At 68.0% G+C, this 17578-nt stretch carries 13 protein-coding genes; 5 read left to right on the top strand and 8 right to left on the bottom strand.

The features are described from left to right. Positions 1-18: 18 nt before the first annotated feature. Complete coding sequence (gene mutY, locus AC07U0_RS01560) at positions 19-1056, top strand: A/G-specific adenine glycosylase (protein ID WP_494718278.1); 1038 nt, start codon at positions 19-21, stop codon at positions 1054-1056. Here the strand turns inward: mutY and AC07U0_RS01555 are convergent. The 6 genes from AC07U0_RS01555 to AC07U0_RS01530 all read right to left on the bottom strand — a co-directional run bounded on the left by AC07U0_RS01555 (position 1053) and on the right by AC07U0_RS01530 (position 8555). Further along, positions 1053-3200 (bottom strand): amylo-alpha-1,6-glucosidase, encoded by a 2148-nt coding sequence (locus AC07U0_RS01555; RefSeq protein ID WP_494718277.1) that lies wholly within the window; start codon positions 3198-3200, stop codon positions 1053-1055. The genes mutY and AC07U0_RS01555 overlap by 4 nt on opposite strands. 125 nt (positions 3201-3325) lie before the next feature. After that, positions 3326-4441: a glycosyltransferase family 4 protein gene (locus tag AC07U0_RS01550; protein ID WP_494718276.1), complete on the bottom strand. Its 1116-nt coding sequence runs from the start codon at positions 4439-4441 to the stop codon at positions 3326-3328. Positions 4442-4591: 150 nt separating this feature from the next. Continuing rightward, positions 4592-6151: a permease-like membrane multi-spanning protein gene (locus AC07U0_RS01545; RefSeq protein ID WP_494718275.1), complete on the bottom strand. Its 1560-nt coding sequence runs from the start codon at positions 6149-6151 to the stop codon at positions 4592-4594. Next, positions 6148-6888, bottom strand: coding sequence for an ABC transporter ATP-binding protein (locus AC07U0_RS01540; protein WP_494718274.1), 741 nt, complete (start codon positions 6886-6888; stop codon positions 6148-6150). The genes AC07U0_RS01545 and AC07U0_RS01540 overlap by 4 nt, the downstream gene beginning before the upstream one ends. Positions 6889-6965: 77 nt before the next feature. Continuing rightward, a complete protein-coding gene (locus AC07U0_RS01535; RefSeq protein ID WP_494718273.1) occupies positions 6966-8042 on the bottom strand; it encodes a site-specific DNA-methyltransferase in 1077 nt (358 codons plus the stop codon). A gap of 45 nt (positions 8043-8087) precedes the next feature. Next, complete coding sequence (locus AC07U0_RS01530; RefSeq protein WP_494718272.1) at positions 8088-8555, bottom strand: GyrI-like domain-containing protein; 468 nt, start codon at positions 8553-8555, stop codon at positions 8088-8090. Between the two features lie 96 nt (positions 8556-8651). Here AC07U0_RS01530 and AC07U0_RS01525 point away from each other — a divergent pair, with 96 nt between their 5' ends. From AC07U0_RS01525 to AC07U0_RS01515, 3 genes are all read left to right on the top strand, one after another. Then, complete coding sequence (locus tag AC07U0_RS01525; protein ID WP_494718271.1) at positions 8652-10322, top strand: M28 family metallopeptidase; 1671 nt, start codon at positions 8652-8654, stop codon at positions 10320-10322. 77 nt (positions 10323-10399) lie between these two features. Continuing rightward, entirely contained in the window at positions 10400-11992 is a 1593-nt protein-coding gene (locus AC07U0_RS01520) for a M28 family peptidase (protein WP_494718270.1), read from the top strand. A 3-nt stretch (positions 11993-11995) separates the two neighbouring features. Beyond that, on the top strand, positions 11996-13615 hold the full coding sequence (locus AC07U0_RS01515; RefSeq protein WP_494718269.1) for a saccharopine dehydrogenase family protein: 1620 nt from the start codon (positions 11996-11998) through the stop codon (positions 13613-13615). Here the strand turns inward: AC07U0_RS01515 and AC07U0_RS01510 are convergent. Continuing rightward, a complete protein-coding gene (locus tag AC07U0_RS01510) occupies positions 13612-14613 on the bottom strand; it encodes a DUF6607 family protein (RefSeq protein WP_494718268.1) in 1002 nt (333 codons plus the stop codon). The genes AC07U0_RS01515 and AC07U0_RS01510 overlap by 4 nt on opposite strands. Positions 14614-14634: 21 nt before the next feature. Next, positions 14635-16938, bottom strand: a complete 2304-nt coding sequence (locus AC07U0_RS01505; RefSeq protein WP_494718267.1) for a TonB-dependent hemoglobin/transferrin/lactoferrin family receptor — start codon at positions 16936-16938, stop codon at positions 14635-14637. A 123-nt stretch (positions 16939-17061) separates the two neighbouring features. On the opposite strand from AC07U0_RS01505, the gene AC07U0_RS01500 reads away from it, so the two are divergent. Continuing rightward, positions 17062-17574: a hypothetical protein gene (locus AC07U0_RS01500; protein ID WP_494718266.1), complete on the top strand. Its 513-nt coding sequence runs from the start codon at positions 17062-17064 to the stop codon at positions 17572-17574. The last annotated feature ends 4 nt before the right edge of the window (positions 17575-17578 follow it).

Here is a 17578-nt window from a genome sequence, read left to right as displayed (position 1 = left end):
CCCTATATAGCGCCACTGATGCCCGACGTCGCCCTCCACAAATCCGATCTCCGCGCCGCCTTGCTGGCCTGGTACGACGAACGCGCGCGGACGCTGCCCTGGCGCGCGCCGCCGGGAGCGGCCGAGCGCACCGATCCCTACCGGGTCTGGCTGTCGGAGGTGATGCTGCAGCAGACGACCGTCCCGCATGCCACGCCCTATTTCGAGAGCTTCACCGCGCGCTGGCCGACGGTGAACGATCTGGCCGCCGTCGCCGACGCCGATCTGATGGCCGCCTGGGCAGGGCTCGGCTACTATGCCCGCGCCCGCAACCTGCTGGCCTGCGCCCGGGCCGTGGCTGGTCAGCACAGCGGGGTGTTTCCGGATACGGAAGCGGGGCTGCTGGCCCTGCCCGGGGTGGGCGCCTATACGGCCGCCGCCGTCGCCGCCATCGCCTTCGACCGTGAGGCCAATGTGGTCGACGGCAATGTCGAACGAGTCGTGGCCCGGCTGTTCGCGGTCGAGACGCCTGTTCCTGCCGCGCGACCCGAACTGAGAGCGCTCGCCGGTTCGCTGGTCGACGCCCACCGGCCCGGCGATTGGGCCCAGGCCCTGATGGATCTCGGCGCCACCGTCTGCCGTCCGAAGTCGCCGTCCTGCCTGATCTGCCCGATCCGCCAATGGTGCGCGGGCTATCGGACAGGCGAACCCGAACGCTATCCGATCAAGACGAAGAAGGCGGACCGTCCGCACCGCCACGGGTTCGCCTGGGTGCTACGCGACGGCGCGGGCCGCGTCGCCCTCGTCCAGCGGCCGGACAAGGGCCTGCTCGGCGGCATGCTCGGCCTGCCGACCAGCGACTGGTCCGCTGCGCCTTCAGAAACACCGCCGGTCGCCGCGGACTGGACCGAAGCGGGGGCCATTGAACACGTCTTCACCCACTTCAGCCTCACCCTGTCGGTGCGGGTGGCGACGGGAAGTGGTGACTTCGTCTGGACACCCGAGGCCGAGGCGCTGAAGGCCCTGCCGACGGTGTTCAGGAAGGCGCTGGAACGCGGGCTGGCCGCAGAGGTCTAGCGCGAGGTCAGGATCCGCACGTCGCCCTGCTTGCCCTTGGGCATCAGGACTGTGCCCTCGCCGATGCGTTCGAAGATCAGGTCGACCTTCGACGTTCCGACACGCAGCTCCGACACCGTCAACCGATCAACGCCTGCCGGCAGGGTCGGGTTGGCCACGGTGACCACGCCATCGAGAGCGTTGACGTCAACACCCAGCGACGACTGCAGCATCAGGAAGGCCGAGCCCGCCGCCCAGGCCTGGGGCAGGCAGGCGACCGGATAGGCGATGGGACCTTCGCCCGGCTCGCGGTCAAAGCCGCAAAACAGCTCGGGCAGGCGCATCTGGAAGTGGCTGGCGGCGGTGTAGATCTCGCCGAGGATGGTCGAGACGGCGTCACGCTCGCCATAACGCGCCATCCCCGCCACCCCGATGGAGGTGTCGTGCGGCCAGACCGAACCGTTGTGATAGCTCATCGGATTGAACCGGGCCTGACCCTTGGCCAGCGTCCTCAGGCCCCAGCCGCTGCGGAACTCGCTGGACAGCATGCGGCGGGTCACCCGCTCGGCGCGGGCCTTCGACGGCAGGCCGCTGAAAAGCAGGTGTCCAGCGTTGGAGCCGATCGAGCGGCACTGCTCACCGTCCCCGTCCAGGGCGATGGCGTAGAAGCCCTCGTCCTCCATCCAGAACTTGTCCTCCACCAGGAAGCGGACCTCGTGGGCGTGGTCCTCCCAGGCCTGGGCGCGGGCGTCGCCGACCCGGGCGCCCAGATCGGCCATGGCCAGCCAGGCGGCATAGGCATAGCCCTGCACTTCCAGCAGGGCGATCGGCCCCTTGGGGAAGCGTCCGTCGCGGTGGAAGATAGAGTCTTCCGAGTCCTTCCAGCCCTGGTTGGAAAGGCCGGTCTCGGCGCCGCGCGCATAGTCGATCAGGCCGTCGCCGTTCGAGTCGCCATAGTCGCGCATCCACTCCGAGGCCGCGACCAGATTGGGCCAGAGCTTGCGGATCAGGTCGAGGTCGCCGGTCCGCCGGGCATAGGCGCCGGCCAGGGCGATGAACAGACAGGTGGTGTCGACCCCGCCGTAGTAAAGGCCGAACGGCACCTCATGCAGGGCGCTCATCTCGCCGCCGCGTGTCTCGTGCATGATCTTGCCGGGCGCCGAGTCGTGGAAGGCCGAGACCTCGGTCGCCTGACGCGAGGCCAGATAGGTCAGGACACCGCGCGCCAGAGACGGATCCAGCCACAGCATCTGCCAGGCGCTGAGGATGCCGTCGCGGCCGAACGGGGTCGAGAACCAAGGGGTGCCGGCATAGGGATAGGGGCCGGTCGGCAGATCAGTGGTCAGCAGCGCCATGTCGGCGCGCGACTGGTCAAGCCAGGCGTTGAACATCGGGCTGCGCGGTCCGCGCAGGGAGGCTCCCCGCCTGCGCCGCCGCCGCATCGACAGCCGGGCGGCCAGGGCGTTTTCGCGCCAGCGCAGCGGGTCCGGCGTGGTGCAGGCTTCGCCGCCGCACTCGATATACAGGTCCATCCGCTTGCCCTTGGGCAGGCTGAACATGAACTCCGCCTTGGTCGCGGACAGTCGCGCGGGAGGCTCCGAGAAGGACAGGCAGCTGATCCGCTCGACGTCGTCCAGGCCGGTGTATCGGAAGGTGATGCGCCGCCCGTCATGCGTCGGCGTATGCACCGTGCCGCGCTTTTCCCGGAGGGTGCCGCGCACCTGGAAGATGTCGGCGAAGTCGGCGGCGAAGTCGAAGGCCAGCGGTAGCAGGACGTCCTCGACGCCGTGGTTGACCATCCGCACCCGCTCGAACATCCGCCGGTTCCAGAGGAAGCGGCGGCGTTCGATATGCATCACCCCGGCCGGGGCAGACCGCCCGCCCATCGGGGGGAGGGGCCGGTTGGTCGAATGGGCGGTGAAGAAGACGTTGTCGCGCGACACCCCGGACGACAGCCGCGAGGGCCGGGCCATCCCCGCCGTCATCTGGAACCTGGACAGCAGTCGGGTGTCGCTGTCGAACAGGCCGTCGGCCCCGCCCTTCATGTCGCCCCAGCCGTCGGCGACCAGAAAAGTGTCGCCGTCCTTCAGGGCCTGAAGAGTGTCGAGACCGCCGGTCTCGCCGGTCTCAGCGGCCGTGGTCTGGACCGAGTAGCTGTCGTCCATGGAAACTCCGCACGCGGCTTTGGGTCGCCTGAATCGTCCCACCCAAATGCGGCTCTAGACTGTCCGCTTCATGACCTAATGGCTGAGAAGCGCGACGGTTCAGCGACCGCGCGAAGGATCGGACCTTATCCGGCGGCGGCGAAGCTGCGCGGTTCGTCCAGCGGCCGCAGCGGCGTCACCACGTCCTCGAGCGGGGCCTCGGCGAAGGGCCGTTTGGCCAGCAGGTCGCCATAGACGTCGAGGTAGCGCCGCGCCATGGCGGTCGCCGAGAAGCGCAGTTCGAAGCGGGCGCGCACGGCCTCGCGGTCCAGCAGACCGACCCGACCGGCGGCAGCGATGGCCTGCTCCATCGTATCGACCAGATAGCCGGTGGCGCCGTCCTCGATGATCTCCGTGGTCGAGCCGCATTTGAAGGCGATGACCGGCGTACCGCAGGCCATGGCCTCGATCATCACCAGGCCGAAGGGTTCGGGCCAGTCAATCGGGAAGAGCAGGGCCTCGGCGCCGCCGAGGAAGGCCGACTTCTGGTGGTCGCCGATCTCGCCGATGAACTCGATCAGCGGATTGCCGTCGATCAGCGGCTTGATCTTCTCTTCGTAATAGACCCGGTCGGCGGCATCGACCTTGGCCGCCATCTTCAGCCGCTTGCCCAGTTTTGTCGCGATCTCGATGGCCCGGTCGGGGCGCTTCTCCGGGGAGATGCGACCGAGGAAGGCGAGGTAGCCCTCGGATTTCGGCGAGAAGCGATACTGCTCGGCGGGCATGCCGTGATGGACCGTCGCCTTCCAGTTGGCGAAGGCCAGCGGCTTGCGCTGGTCGTCGGAAATGGAGATCAGGCCGAACTCGGTGAACCGGTCATAGACCTCGGTCAGGTCCTTCATATCGAGCCGGCCGTGCAGGGTCGTCAGGGTCTTGTCGGCGTACTTCCGGAACATCGGGAAGTGGATCATGTCGGTGTGGAAGTGGATGACGTCGAACTGGTCCACCCGATCCATCACCTCGGCCAGCATGGTCAGGTGAGCCGCCAGATCGGACTTGAGCGGCGCCGGGTCCAGACGGATGGCCTGATCGCGCACCGGAATCAGCCGCGCCTTGGTGATGGCGTCGGCGCTGGCGAACAAGGTCACCTCATGACCCAGATCGACGAGGGCGTCGGTCAGATGGGCGACCACCCGTTCGGTCCCGCCATAGAGCTTCGGAGGGACGGCCTCGTAAAGCGGAGTGACCTGGGCGATCTTCATGATGTGTGTGCTCCGACCCGCTCAGCCGGGCCGTAGACATCAATGTTCTCGCAACTGCGAAGTTCCGTCGCGGAACGTGCAATTTTGTTCAGCGATTGCGGGGCGTTACAGGCGTTCCATCTGTGCGTTTCCGGACATTTCGTCCAGAGTTCAGGACTCCCAGCGCTTTTGCGGCGAGCGGTACAGCGACAGGGTGATCAGGGTGGCCAGGACGGCGGGGATAGCCGCCCAGACAAGACCGGCCAGAGCGAGGGCGGTGGCGCCGCCCCAGCCCGCCTGAACGAACATCTCGGCGATATTGACCAGCCATGAGCCGCCGCGCTGGCGCTGGTTGAAGGCTTTGCGGGTCGCGGGCTTCTGGCGCCAGATCTGGATCAGGCCCGAGCAGGCGGCCGCGCAGACGCAGCCGATCAGGACAACGGCAGCCTGAACTGGAGCGAGGAAGGCAAAGCCGGCGACGGCGAGACCTGTCAGGACAAAGGTCGGGATCAGGGCGGCGATCAGCTTGGCCCGGTCGGCGAGGCCACGGTCGATCGGCGCCGAGCGCAGCAGGTCGGGGCTGTCCTCGGCCGAGATGGCGATCCAGGCGAAGCTGCCGGCCAACTGGCCCGCCATGAAGACAATGGCCGCGCCGCCGAAGGTCGGGCCGGTCCCCGAATGGGAGCTCTTGAACAGGACGATGCCGAGCGGGATCAGATAGACGATGCGCAGCAGGATCTGGCTGATCAGCTGCGGGTCGCGGGCCAGAAGCCGCAGCTCCTTTTTGACCATGACGCGGGTCAGGCCGCCGGCGAAGGCGCCGTCGGCGCCGCGGGTGCGGGCGGGGGTCGATTTCTCGCCGACGGCGGCGGCCGCGTCCTTCGCGAAGCGCGGGCCGAGAAGACGGATCACGGCGGCGAGCAGGACGACGCCTATGCCGCCGATGACGATCAGGGGGAGGGGGCTGGCGGTCACGGCGCGCACCGGCCAGGCCAGCGGACCGCTCGGCGCCAACAGGGGGCTGGCGGTCAGGCCGAGGGCGAAATCGGCGACGCCCGACGAGCCGTGGCCGCCCTCGTGCCGGGTGAAGTTGTAGAGCTGACTCAGGACGAACATCAGACCGCCAACGAGGGCGGCCAGCACCTGGGCCACCACCCGGGTCTTGCGCGGGCCGATCAGGGCGAACAGCCCCATGGTCAGGAGAATGCCCAGAGCGGTCGCGACCATGGCCAGGGAGATCAGGATCACGAACAGCGACAGCCATTCAGGCCGTCCCAGCACGGAGGCGGTGATCACGAAGGGCGTCACCAGGGCGACGTACAGGATGCTGGCGACGACCGTGATCGACAGGGCCCGCACCGCCAGAACCACACGCGGCTTCAGCGGCGAGGACAGCAGCAGGTCGAGGTCGCCCCGCTCGTACAGGGCCTGAACCGCCAGATTGATCGCCTGGGACAGCATCAGGGTGAACAGGACGACACAGGCTGCATCCACGATCAGGGCCGACAGAGGAGTGATCGGCAGGGGCCAGCGCGAGGCGAGGAAGCCCAGGGACAGGCCGCCGAAGACGACGCCGGCTACCGCCACGATCGAGATGATAATCAGGGCGACCTTGGAGCCGCTGGCGCCGCCGCGCTTGCCGGCCATGCCGCGCAGGCCGAGGCGGACCTCGGCGGCCAGAAGCCAGGCGGCCGATCCCGGCGGCAGCATCCTGACGAGGGCGCCGATCACGAGACGTCCGCGCCCACGAGGTCGAGGAAGACGTCTTCCAGCGTCGCGCCGCCGTGCCCCGATCTGGCGCGCAGCTCCTCCAGCGTGCCTTCGGCCAGCAGCTTGCCGTGCTGGATGATGCCGATCCGGTCGGCCATCCGCTCGGCGACGTCGAGGATGTGGGTGGTCAGGATGACGGTGGCGCCGGCCTTCACCCGCTGCTGCAGCAGGTCCTTGACCTGACGCGCCATGGCGGCGTCGAGACCGGTCAGGGGCTCGTCCAGCATCAGCAGCTTCGGCTCATGGATCAGGGCGCCGGCCAGGGCCGCCTTCTGCTTCATGCCGCGCGAAAAGCCCTCGCAGCGTTCGCCGCGATGGGGCCAGAGGGCGAGGAACTCCAGCAACTCCTGGGCCCGTTTGCGCGCCGTCTTCGCGTCCACGCCCCACAGGCCGGCGACGAACTCGAGGTACTCCATCGGCGTCAGCTTGTCGTAGAGCATGGGCTCGTCCGGCAGCCAGGCGATCAGCCGCTTGGCCGCGACCGGATCGGCGATGGCGTCGGTCCCGAAGACGCGGATCGATCCCGCGTCGGCCTTCGTCAGGCCCGCGACCATGCGCAGGGTCGTGGTCTTGCCGGCTCCGTTCGGTCCCAGAAGGGCATAAAGCTCTCCGGCCCGAACCGTCAGGTCGAGATTGTCCACCGCCGGGCGGCTGAACGTTTTTCGCAGGCCCCGGATTTCGAGCGCACTGTCCGTCATAAGCTGTCCCCCGTCAGGCCCTGACCCTGCCGCCCGCGAGACGGGAGGTCAAATGGCGCGCGGGGAATTCGCGTTGGTCAGAGCGTCGCGCGGATTTCCGAGCGGAGGGCGTCGATGGACTTGAAACCCTGGTCGGTCTTGAAGCGCCAGTAGGTCCAGCCGTTGCAGGCCGGGGCGTTCTCGAGGATGGCGCCCAGCTTGTGGATCGAGCCGGTGAACTCGCCGGACACCAGCGAGCCGTCGGCGCGCACGCGGGCTTCGCGGTCGCCCTTGGGCGAATAGAGGCGGTCGCCGGGGGCCAGCAGGCCCGCTTCTACCAGGGCGCCGAAGGGCACCTTCACCTCGGCCCGCTTGGAGCCCATGACCTTGAGGTCTTCGGCCGCGGCGGGAATGACGGTGGCGATGCGGGTCTCGGCGACCTTGGCATAGGTCTCGTCGCGCTCGATGCCGATGAAGTGACGGCCCAGACGCTTGGCGGCGGCGCCCGTCGTGCCCGTGCCGAAGAAGGGATCAAGGATCACGTCGCCCGGCCTGGTCGCGGCCAGGATCACCCGGTGCAGCAGGGCCTCGGGCTTCTGGGTCGGGTGGGCCTTCTTGCCGTCCTCGCCCTTGATCCGTTCCTCGCCGGTGCACAGCGGGAAGGTCCAGTCCGAGCGCATCTGGGTGTCTTCGTTGAAGGCCTTCAGGGCGTCGTAGTTGAAGGTGTAGCGCTTCTGCTCTCGCGACTTGGCGGCCCAGATCAGGGTCTCGTGGGCGTTGGTGAACCGGGTGCCCTTGAAGTTCGGCATCGGGTTGGACTTGCGCCAGATAATGTCGTTCAGGACCCAGTAGCCCATGTCCTGGATGGCGACGCCCAGGCGGAAGATGTTGTGATAGCTGCCGATGACCCACAGCGAGCCCTCGTCCTTGAGGACCCGGCGGCATTCCTTCAGCCAGTCGCGGCAGAAGGCGTCATAGGCGGCGAAGCTGTCGAACTTGTCCCAGTCGTCATCGACGGCGTCGACCTTGGAATTGTCCGGCCGCAGCAGGTCGCCGCCCAGCTGAAGGTTATACGGCGGGTCGGCGAAGACCATATCGACCGACTTCGACGGCAGGCCGCGCAGGATCTCCAGGCAGTCGCCCAGATGGATGATGTCGGTCTTCAGGTCGGTCACGCGCACAGCTCCGGGGAGTGGAGCCGGTATGGTGAATCCTTGTGGTTAAGGTGGGGTAACCGGAAGCCATATCTCGGTGTCGCCCATGCCGGTGGCAGCGTCGTAGTGCGGGCCGTAGCGTTCGAAGTCGGGCGTGCCCGCTGGCTTCCATTCGCCGTTGGTCTCCAGCCAGGCCTGACTGGCCACGATGGTGTCGCGGATTTTCCAGACAGGAGCGTCGTGGGCGAAGACGGCGTAGTGGGCCTCGGGAATCTTCAGCCGGCCGAGGTCGTCGGGCAGGGCATCGAAGCTCTCGACTTCTGCGGCGCAGATATATTCGAAGCGCTGGCCTTCCGGGTCCATCTGGCAGGTGGCGCCATAGGTCCGACCCCCAACCTGACCGGGCAGGGGCAGTCGGGCGACAAAGTCTTTCCAGACGAGCGGAATCTGCGTCGGGCCCTCGGAGAAGGCGTACCAGCGGCGCAGGCCCGCCAGAAGCATGGGGCGGCCGGTCTCGAAACGTGATGGGGTCATGGGCGCAGATTACGCGCGGGACTGCGACACTGGGAAGACATCGACTCCTCCGGCGACGCTGAATAGGGTCCCGGCATCGTATCCCCCGGAGCCGCCATGCGCCTGACCCTGTCACTTGCCGCCCTGATGTCCGGCGTCGCCCTTTCGACGATGGCGTTCGCCCAATCCGCCGAGCCCGCCTTCGACGCCGCCAAACTGTCGGAACACATCCGCATCCTGGCCGACGACAGCTTCGAAGGCCGCGGCATCGCCACCGAGGCCGAGCCCAAGGTCATCAAATATCTGAGCGAGCAATACGCCGCCGCCGGATTCGAGCCGGGTGGGGACTTGCAGGCCGACGGCTCGCGTCTGTGGACCCAGGCCGTGGCCCTGAACCGCTTCGAGATCGACGACTTCAAGGCCACGCTGAAGGTCGGCGACTGGACCCTGCCGCTGGCCCAGGGCGAGCAGGTCGTGGCTTCGACCCGCCTGCCGAACTCCTCGGGCCACGTCATGCTGATGAACGCCCCGCTGGTCTTCGTCGGCTACGGCATCAAGGCGCCCGAGCGGAACTGGGACGACTTCAAGGGCATGGACCTGAAGGGCAAAATCCTGGTCGTCCTGGTCAATGACGCCGACTTCGAGGATCCGACGCTGGACACCTTCGGCGGCAAGGCCATGACCTATTACGGCCGCTGGACGTACAAGTATGAAGAGGCCGCCCGTCAGGGCGCCGCAGGCGTGCTGATCGTGCATGAGACCGCGCCGGCCTCCTATGGCTGGGCGACGGTGCGCAACTCCTGGACCGGACCGCAGTTCGACATCGTCCGCGCCGATCCTTCGAAGGAACGGGTTCCGATGGAGGGCTGGATCCAGCGCGACGTCGCCGTCCAGCTATTCCAGCACGCCGGTCTCGACTTCGAGGCCCTGAAGGCTCAGGCGCGCAGCCGCGACTTCCAGCCGGTGACCCTGACCGGCGCGGGTCTGAGCGCCATGTTCGACCTCAAGACCGACCGGATCGAGAGCCATAATGTCGTCGCCCGCCTGCCCGGCACGACCCATCCGGACGAGACCGTCCTCTACACCGCCCACTGGGATCACATCGGGGTCGGCACGCCCGACGCCAACGGCGACGCCATCTTCAACGGCGCGGTCGACAACGCCTCGGGCACCTCCGGCCTGCTGGAGATCGCCCGGGTCTTCGGCGCCGCGCCCCGCACCCAGCGCTCGATCGTCGCCATCAGCTTTACCGGCGAGGAAAGCGGCCTGCTGGGCTCGACCTACTACGCCGCCAACCCGCTGTACCCGCTGGCGAAGACCGTCGGCGGCTTCAATATGGACTCGGCCAATGTCTATGGCCGGACCACGGCGATGAGCATCATCGGCTTTGGCCAGTCTGACCTCGACGAGCGCGTCACCCGGGCGGTCGAGGCGCAGGGCCGTGAGATCGAGCCCGATGGCAACACCCAGGCCGGCTACTACTTCCGCTCCGACCACTTCCCTCTGGCGAAGGAAGGCGTGCCTATGGCCTATGCCGAGAGCGGCGGCGAATTCCGGGACGCCCCCATCGATGAGCGCATCGCCAGGCGCGATGAATATACCGAGAAGCGCTACCACCAGGCCGACGACGAATGGTCCGCCGACTGGGACTATCGCGGCCAGATGGAGGACCTGACGGTCTATTACGACATCGGCCGGGCCCTCGCCGACAGTCGCGACTGGCCGCAGTGGAAGACAGGTTCGGAGTTCGGTCCGGCCCGCGCCGTCAGTGCCGCCGAACGTCAGTAGGCTGCATTACAAAAATGTAAGGGGCGGTCGGGAGCGGCCGCCCTAAGGTGCGCGCGCATTTCCCACGGAGTTTCTTGATGCTGGCCCGACTGACTTGCGGCGTCGCCGCTTCGGCGATGTTGCTTCTGGCCCTGCCGGCTGCGGCCCAGGACTTTTCGGCCCAGCGCCTGTCCGACCACATCAAGTATCTGTCTGACGACAGCCTGGAAGGTCGCTTCCCGGGCAAGATCGGCGAGCAGCTGACCCTGGCCTATCTGCAGGCCCAGTATGAGGCCATGGGGCTGCAGCCCGGCGGTCCGGACGGCCAGTGGCTGCAGCCGGTCGACCTGCTGCGTCTGACACCGGCGCGTCCCGCAACGGTCAGCTGGACCGGCGTCGACGGGGTCGTCCATCCGGTCGAGTCCGGGCTGATGATCCGCGCCGGCGCCGCCGACGGCCATGTGAAGCTGGACAATGTGCCGATCGTCTTCGCCGGCTACGGCGTCGTCGCGCCCGAGCGGAACTGGGACGACTATGGAAACATGGACCTGACCGGCAAGGTCGTGATCGTGCTCAGCGGCCAGCCGGCCGCCTTCGGCGCCGATCCCAACTTCTACGGCTCCTCAACCCACAAGGTGGACGAGGCGATCAAGCGCGGCGCCGCCGGCGTCATCACCCTGTACGAAATGCAGGGCGGACGCGGCATGCGCGGCGGCGGCCGCCCGCGCATGACCATCACCGGCGCCCATGAGACCGCCTTCAGCGGCACGATGACCCTGGACGCCGCCGCCGTCCTGTCGACCGCCTCGGGCGAGGATATCCAGGCCGTCCTGACGGCGGCCAAGGCCGGCGGCGCCTTCAAGGCCCAGGACATCGGTCTGAAGCTGAACATCGACACCGATGAGGTGGCCGAGGTCATCCACTCCCATAACCTGCTGGCCAGGATCCCCGGCACGACCCGTCCGGACGAATACCTGGTCTATTCGGCCCATTGGGACCACGTCGGCGTCGCCGCCGATCCGGACGCCAACGGCGACCGCATCTACAACGGCGCCTGGGACAACGCCTCGGGCACCTCGGGCGTGCTGGAAATGGCCCGCGCCTTCAAGGCCGGCCCGCCGCCGGAGCGCACCGTTGTCTTCCTGCACGTCACGGCCGAGGAGCAGGGCCTGCTGGGCTCGGAGTGGTACGCCACTCATCCCGTCTATCCGCTGGAAAAGACGGCCGCCGACATCAACATCGACATGCTGCCCTTCACCCCGGCGACCAAGACCATCGCCATCTTCGGCATCGGCAAGTCCGGGCTGGAGGATGATCTGGAACGTCTGGCCCAGCGTGAAGGCCGCCACGTCGTCGGCGACGGCGAACCCGAGCAGGGCTACTACTACCGAAGCGACCACTTCAATTTCGCGGCAGGCGGGGTTCCGGCCCTGATGCCCTGGACCGGCGTCGACTTCGTCGAAGGCGGCGAGGCCGTCGGGCGGCCGTATTACCAGGCCCAGATGGCGAAATATTACCACAAGCTCGACGACGAATGGCGCGCCGACTTCGACTTCACCGCCGCCCTGCAGAACCTGAAGCTGCTCTATCAACTGGGTCAGGAAGTCGCCGACAGCACCAGCTGGCCGCAGTGGAAGCCGACGTCGGAGTTCGCCGCCATCCGCCGTCAGAGCGACGCCGCCCGGCGTTAAGCCGTGACCCGCGTCCTCGTCATCGGGGCCGGAGGCGTATTCGGATCGCGGCTGGCGAAAGGGCTGGTCCGCGACGGGTTCGAGGTCGTGGTGGCGGGGCGGAGCCTTGAGCGCGCCGAGGCGACGAAGGTTGAGGTCGGGGCGGCTTCCGCGACGGCGCTGGACACCCGTAGCCTGACCGCCGCCGATCTGACGGCGACCGGCGCCGGCATCGTCGTGGATGCGGCAGGGCCGTTCCAGGGGGCGGAGCCGTGCGTGGCCAGGGCCGCCATCGCGGCGGGCCTCCATTATGTCGATCTGGCCGACGCGCGGGACTTCGTCGCGGGGTTCGGGGCGCTGGATGCGGCGGCGAAGGCGGCGGGCGTCACGGCCCTGACCGGCGCCAGTTCGACACCGGCCCTGTCCAACGCCGTGCTGGACGCCCTGATCAAGGGCTGGACCCGCATCGACGCGGTCGAGGCGGCGATTTCTCCCGGCGCACGCGCGCCGCGCGGCCGGTCGGTGACCGAGGCCATCCTGTCCTGGTTGGGACGGCCCGTGAGGGTGTTCGAGGACGGGGCGTGGACACAGCGCACGGGGTGGGGCGCGGTGGTGCCGCGCGACTTCGGCCCGGCGGGACCCCGCCGCCTGTCGTTGTGTGAGACCCCTGATCTGGATGTGCTGGCCGAGCGCTTCCGGCCCACCGACCGCGCGCTGTTTCTGGCCGGGCTCGAGCCGGGGTTCACCCATTGGGGCGGTTGGGCCCTGGCGAGGTTGGTCAGTTTGACCGGCGCGGACCCCCGATCCCTGACCGGTTTGATCATCTTCCTGTCCCGGCTCGCCGCCCCGTTTGGAAGCGACGTCGGCGCCATGCGGGTCGAGGCGACCGGGCGGGACGGAGAGGACAGGGTCGTGCGCGCGGTCTGGCTGCTGATCGCGCCGCCGGGCGTCGGGCCTGTGACGCCGGGCGTCCCGGCCCTGGCGGCGGTGAAGGCCCTCGCAGCGGGGCGGCTAACGCCGGGCGCTCGGGCCTGTGTCGGAGAACTGCCGCTGGCCGAGCTGGAGGCCGAGTTGGCGGTCCACAGCATCACGACCACGACCACCGTCGAACCGTCCGCTCTCTTCGAGCGGGCCATCGGTCCCACCTTTGCGGACCTGCCGGCATCGATCCGGGCGCTGCATGAAGCTTCGGGCCTGTCGGTCTGGCGTGGTCAGGCCTCGGTCGAGGGCGCGGCCAATCCTGTCGCCGGTCTGGTCGCGCGGGTGTTCGGGTTTCCGAAGGCGGGGCAGGGCGTTCCGGTCGAGGTCCGGATTGACGCCGACCGCGACTGTTCGGTCTGGCGGCGCGAGATCGCGGGCAGCCGGTTCCAGAGCCGGCTGTCGTCGCCGAAGCCGGGCGGCCGGGTGGTCGAGAGCTTCGGCCCCTGCGCCTTCGATCTGACCCTAAGCCCCGAGGATCGGCGGTTGGTCTATCAGGTTCAGGGCTGGCGGTTGCTGGGCCTGCCAATGCCGAGGCGCTGGGCGCCCACCACCGTAACCCACGAAAAAGAAGACGCCGAAGGCCGGTTCGCCTTCGACGTCGAGATCGGCCTTCCGATAGCGGGCCGGATGGTCCGCTATCGGGGCTGGCTGGAAAGGGTCTAGCGCGCCGTGGCGGTCGCGATGATGGTCTTGGCCTGATCGATGGCCGCCGCGGTGGTGACCTCGCCGGACTGGACCTTTTCGGCCAGGTCCATCAGCGGGGTCCCGGTGACGGCGCCGGTCTCGGCGACTTCCTGAACGCGGACGCCGCCGTGGGCCGCGATGGCCGCGTCCCACAGGTCGCGAACCGCCGCCCAGTAGTCCTTGGTGGCCGCCCAGTAGTCGTCGCCCGCCTTGGGATCATAGCCGTCCCACTTGCGGTAGGTGTTGACCACGTCCTCCTGGACGACGGCGACGGGATCGCCGTCATCGCCCTGGCCGGGCTGCATCTTCATATTGTCCTGGATGTGCACCCACCCGACCGGCGTCAGGGCGTGGCGGTTGACGCCCAGGTAGCGGTCATAGATCGGGTGACGCACGGCGTCGCGACGGGCCAGCGGACGCCAGGTCGGGCCGCTGGTCCAGACGGCCATGCCGTTGTCATAGCTCCACTTGCCGACGCCGCCGTAGCGCGGCGAATCGTCCGTCTGCCACACCGTCTGGGACCAGGCGCCGGCGCGCTCGGCCTCGGGCACGTTCGACAGCGTCCACTCGCCCGGACCGGCATAGGTCAGGACGGTCGAGGGCTGGTAGGTCCAGTCCTCGCGCCAGTGTTTGACGACGATCGACTGGCCTTCATGCTCCATCACCAGGATGTGCTGCAGGCTGATCCGGTCGCCGTGGTCGTAGACGACCCGGACGATCTCATTGCCCGCCGAGTCGTGCGCCTCGACCGGGGTGTAACCCGCCAGGAAGCTGACGTTCTCGCGGAAGTCGAAGCGGACGCGGAACTGGCCCGCCTCCGCCAGGATCGATTGCCGGTCCCGCTCGAAAGCGCTGGTCGGCGCGGTTGCGGCGGGAGCAGCCGTCTGGGCCTCCGCTGCGACGGGCGCAGCGGAGGCCAGCAGGGCGGCGGCGATCATCAGGGCGCGCATCGGAACCTCGTTTATCTTGATAGTCATTCGCATCATCCTCTGTGACGCTTACAGACGCAAGGACAGAGAGACGCCGAAGTTGCGGCCGGGCTGGGTATAGGCGTCGGTCACGGTCGAGGTGGCGCTGACGCCGTTGATGTCGCTCCACCAGCTGTACTTCTCGTCGAAGACGTTGAAGGCGCCGACGCGGGCCGTGACCTGGTCGGTCACGTTCCAGTAGGCGGTGATGTCCACCAGGGTGAAGGCCTGGCCGAGGTAGCAGCCTGCCGCCGGGGAGACGGCGCCGGTCGCCCGGCAGGAGGAGCCGATGGTGTCCACCGCATCCTTGGAATCGGACCAGGTCACCACCCCTTCGACGCCGTATCGGCCCGCGGGATCGTTCCAGGCCAGTCCGCCCACCAGCTTCACCGGATCGATCGTCGACAGCTTGCCCGCCGTCGTGCCGTCGACCTTGTCGCCGTCGGCATAGGCAGCGGCGAAGTGGGCGGCGAACCCGTTGTCCCAATAGATGTCGGCCTTGGCTTCCAGCCCGTTCACCTCGACGCTGGTGTAGTTCACGTACTGATAGACCGCCGGATCAGCCGGGGTGAACGAGCCCGAAACCACCTGCTGGGAGATGAAGTCCTGATAGTCGGAATGGAAGCCGACCAGTTGGAAACGCATGGTTCCGAAGGCGAAGTCCTGATCGCGCAGACGCAGGCCGATTTCGGTGCTCTGGCTGGTTTCCGGTGACAGGTTCGGGTTCGGCGTCGAGACATAGCCGAAGGCCGCATTGGAGAAGTAGTTGTTCACCTGGTTCGGCGTCGGGGCCTTGAAGCCTTCGGCGTAGTTGGCGAACAGCTGGAAGCCCGGCGTGACCTGCCAGACGGCGCCGATCTTGGGCGAGAGATGGCTGTCGTTCTGATCGGCGCGCGTACCGATGTAGAGCGGATCGGTGTCGGTCGACAGGTCGTAGCTGTCATACCGCACCGCCGGAATGATCCGCAGGCGTCCGCCCGCCAGCACGATCTCGTCCTGCACGAAGGCGCCGGCCAGGGTGTAGTCGGTCTTGGGGAAGGGGCTGGTCGGGAAGGTCTCGCCGGTCGGCGGGACGGTGCCGTCGCGAATGCCTTCCTGCGTCGTCTGCGACCAGTCGCCGCCGAAGGTCACGCGGTTCTCGATGCCGCCCGCGGTGAAGGTTTTGCGGGCCCAAGCCGAGGCGCCGAACACCTTGTTGTTGAAATGGTTGTCGCGGATCCGGTCGGTGCCGACGCGATCCTCGTAGGTGTACTGGCGGTTGGTGGAGTCCTGGCCATAGACGGCGACCTGACCCTCATCCAGACCGAAGGCGTCCGAGAAGCGCCAGTCCAGGCTGAGACGTTCGCGCTCGGTGGCGTCCGCGGCGGTCAGGCCCAGGACCGCGGTGGCGGCGGTCGGCGGGGTGGCGGCGACCGTGCGGGCCGAACGGCCGCTCAGGACGTTGTAGTCCGAGTCCAGCTGGAAGTTCTCATAGGTCAGACGAAGGGTTTGTTTCGGCGCGAAGGCCCAGACCAGCTTGGCCAGGATCGCGTCGGACGTATTGTCCTGCGGGTTGGCCTCGGTGCGGTTGGAATAGGTGATGCCGCCGGCCGGGGTGACTTCCTCGCCGGTCAGGTCGCCGTGGGTTTCGGTCTCGGAACTGTCGCGATGGGTCCAGGCCAGCAGGCCGGAGAAGGCGCCGCTGCGCCCGGCGACGGCCAGGGATTCCGTCGTCCCCTGGTCGGCGGAGTTATAGCCGACCCGGGCGCGGGCGCCGAAATTGCTGCCGGCCCGGATCAGGTCCTCGGGATCCTTGGTGGTCATGCTGACGGCCCCGGCGACGCCGTCCGAGCCGTACAGGGCCGAGGCCGGACCGCGCAGGATCTCGACGGTCTTCATCAGGTCGAGATCCGAATAGCCGCCGCGGCCGACGCTCTGGGCGCCGAAGACGAAGCCGTCAGGCTGGCGGATGCCGTCGACGATCATCAGGACCCGGTCGCCGCCGAGACCCCGGATGGTGAAGCCCTCATTGCCGCCGCGGCCCGCGGTGCCGAGCGCGGCGCCGAAGCGGGCGGGCTGGCTGATGACGCTGACGCCCGGCTCGTACTTGATCAGGTCCTTGATGTCGGTGGCCAGCAGGCCCTCGATATCGTTGGCGGTATAGACGCTGACGGTCGCCGGGACCTCATCCACCGGAGTGGCGGTGCGGGTGGCCAGGACGCTGACCGGCGCGACCGGCGTCGCCTGATCTTCCGGCGCGGCCATGCTCGCAGTGGGGGCTTCCGGCGCGGCGGCCTGGGCCGAACCGGCGGCAAGGGCGGCGAGCCCGGCTGTGATCATGAGGAGGTTGCGCATTTTTATGGTCCCGCTTGAGAGAGGGGGCGCAATTACTGCGAACGATTATTAGAATCAACCGCAATGACCGTGCGGGTTTTCGGGTGTGTTTGAACGGCCACGCTTCATGCGCGTTGGTCCGGGATGAAAGCGGTTCTTTTCCTTGCGCCCTTGATGCTGCTGGCGGGCTGCGACCGGTCGCGGGTCAATCCCCCGACAGAGCCGGCCAGGCCGATCACCTCGCCGATCGTCGATGCGACGGCGGACGCGCCGTCGGACTCGATGGCGCCGCTAATGCCGGGGACCGGGCCGACCAGCTTCATCGGCCGCTGGAGCGCCGATCCGGCCCTGTGCGCGGCGCCTCAGGGAAACAGGCGTCCCATCGAGATCACGACGACGCGGTTCGAAGGGCCTGAAGGCGGCTGCGACATCGCCCATATCGATCAGGTCACGGGCGGCTATCAGGCGACCCTGTCCTGCCCGGCGCCGGCCGGCCGGCACGTTGAGCGCGTGCAGATGTCCGTCGTCGGCCAGACGCTGGACCTGGCCTACGTCGACCGGCGCCACCCGGATGGGACGCCCCGGTCGGTCAAGCTGCTGAAATGCACGACCCTGACCGACACCTCGCAAAAGGCGCCGGGGCTGTCGCTGCCTTGAGGGC

This window comes from Brevundimonas sp. GW821-FHT02A10, from assembly GCF_059422025.1.
Note: the sequence above shows the minus strand (reverse complement) of the source record. Positions and strands in the feature narration are given on the sequence as shown.

Coding starts and splice junctions, on each gene's coding strand:
- mutY (WP_494718278.1), top strand. CDS start 19: ATGCCCGACGTCGCCCTCCACAAATCCGATCTCCGCGCCGCCTTGCTG.
- AC07U0_RS01540 (WP_494718274.1), bottom strand. CDS start 6,888: ATGACGGACAGTGCGCTCGAAATCCGGGGCCTGCGAAAAACGTTCAGC.
- AC07U0_RS01525 (WP_494718271.1), top strand. CDS start 8,652: ATGCGCCTGACCCTGTCACTTGCCGCCCTGATGTCCGGCGTCGCCCTT.
- AC07U0_RS01510 (WP_494718268.1), bottom strand. CDS start 14,613: ATGACTATCAAGATAAACGAGGTTCCGATGCGCGCCCTGATGATCGCC.
- AC07U0_RS01500 (WP_494718266.1), top strand. CDS start 17,062: ATGAAAGCGGTTCTTTTCCTTGCGCCCTTGATGCTGCTGGCGGGCTGC.
- AC07U0_RS01505 (WP_494718267.1), bottom strand. CDS start 16,938: ATGCGCAACCTCCTCATGATCACAGCCGGGCTCGCCGCCCTTGCCGCC.
- AC07U0_RS01520 (WP_494718270.1), top strand. CDS start 10,400: ATGCTGGCCCGACTGACTTGCGGCGTCGCCGCTTCGGCGATGTTGCTT.
- AC07U0_RS01555 (WP_494718277.1), bottom strand. CDS start 3,200: ATGGACGACAGCTACTCGGTCCAGACCACGGCCGCTGAGACCGGCGAG.
- AC07U0_RS01530 (WP_494718272.1), bottom strand. CDS start 8,555: ATGACCCCATCACGTTTCGAGACCGGCCGCCCCATGCTTCTGGCGGGC.
- AC07U0_RS01550 (WP_494718276.1), bottom strand. CDS start 4,441: ATGAAGATCGCCCAGGTCACTCCGCTTTACGAGGCCGTCCCTCCGAAG.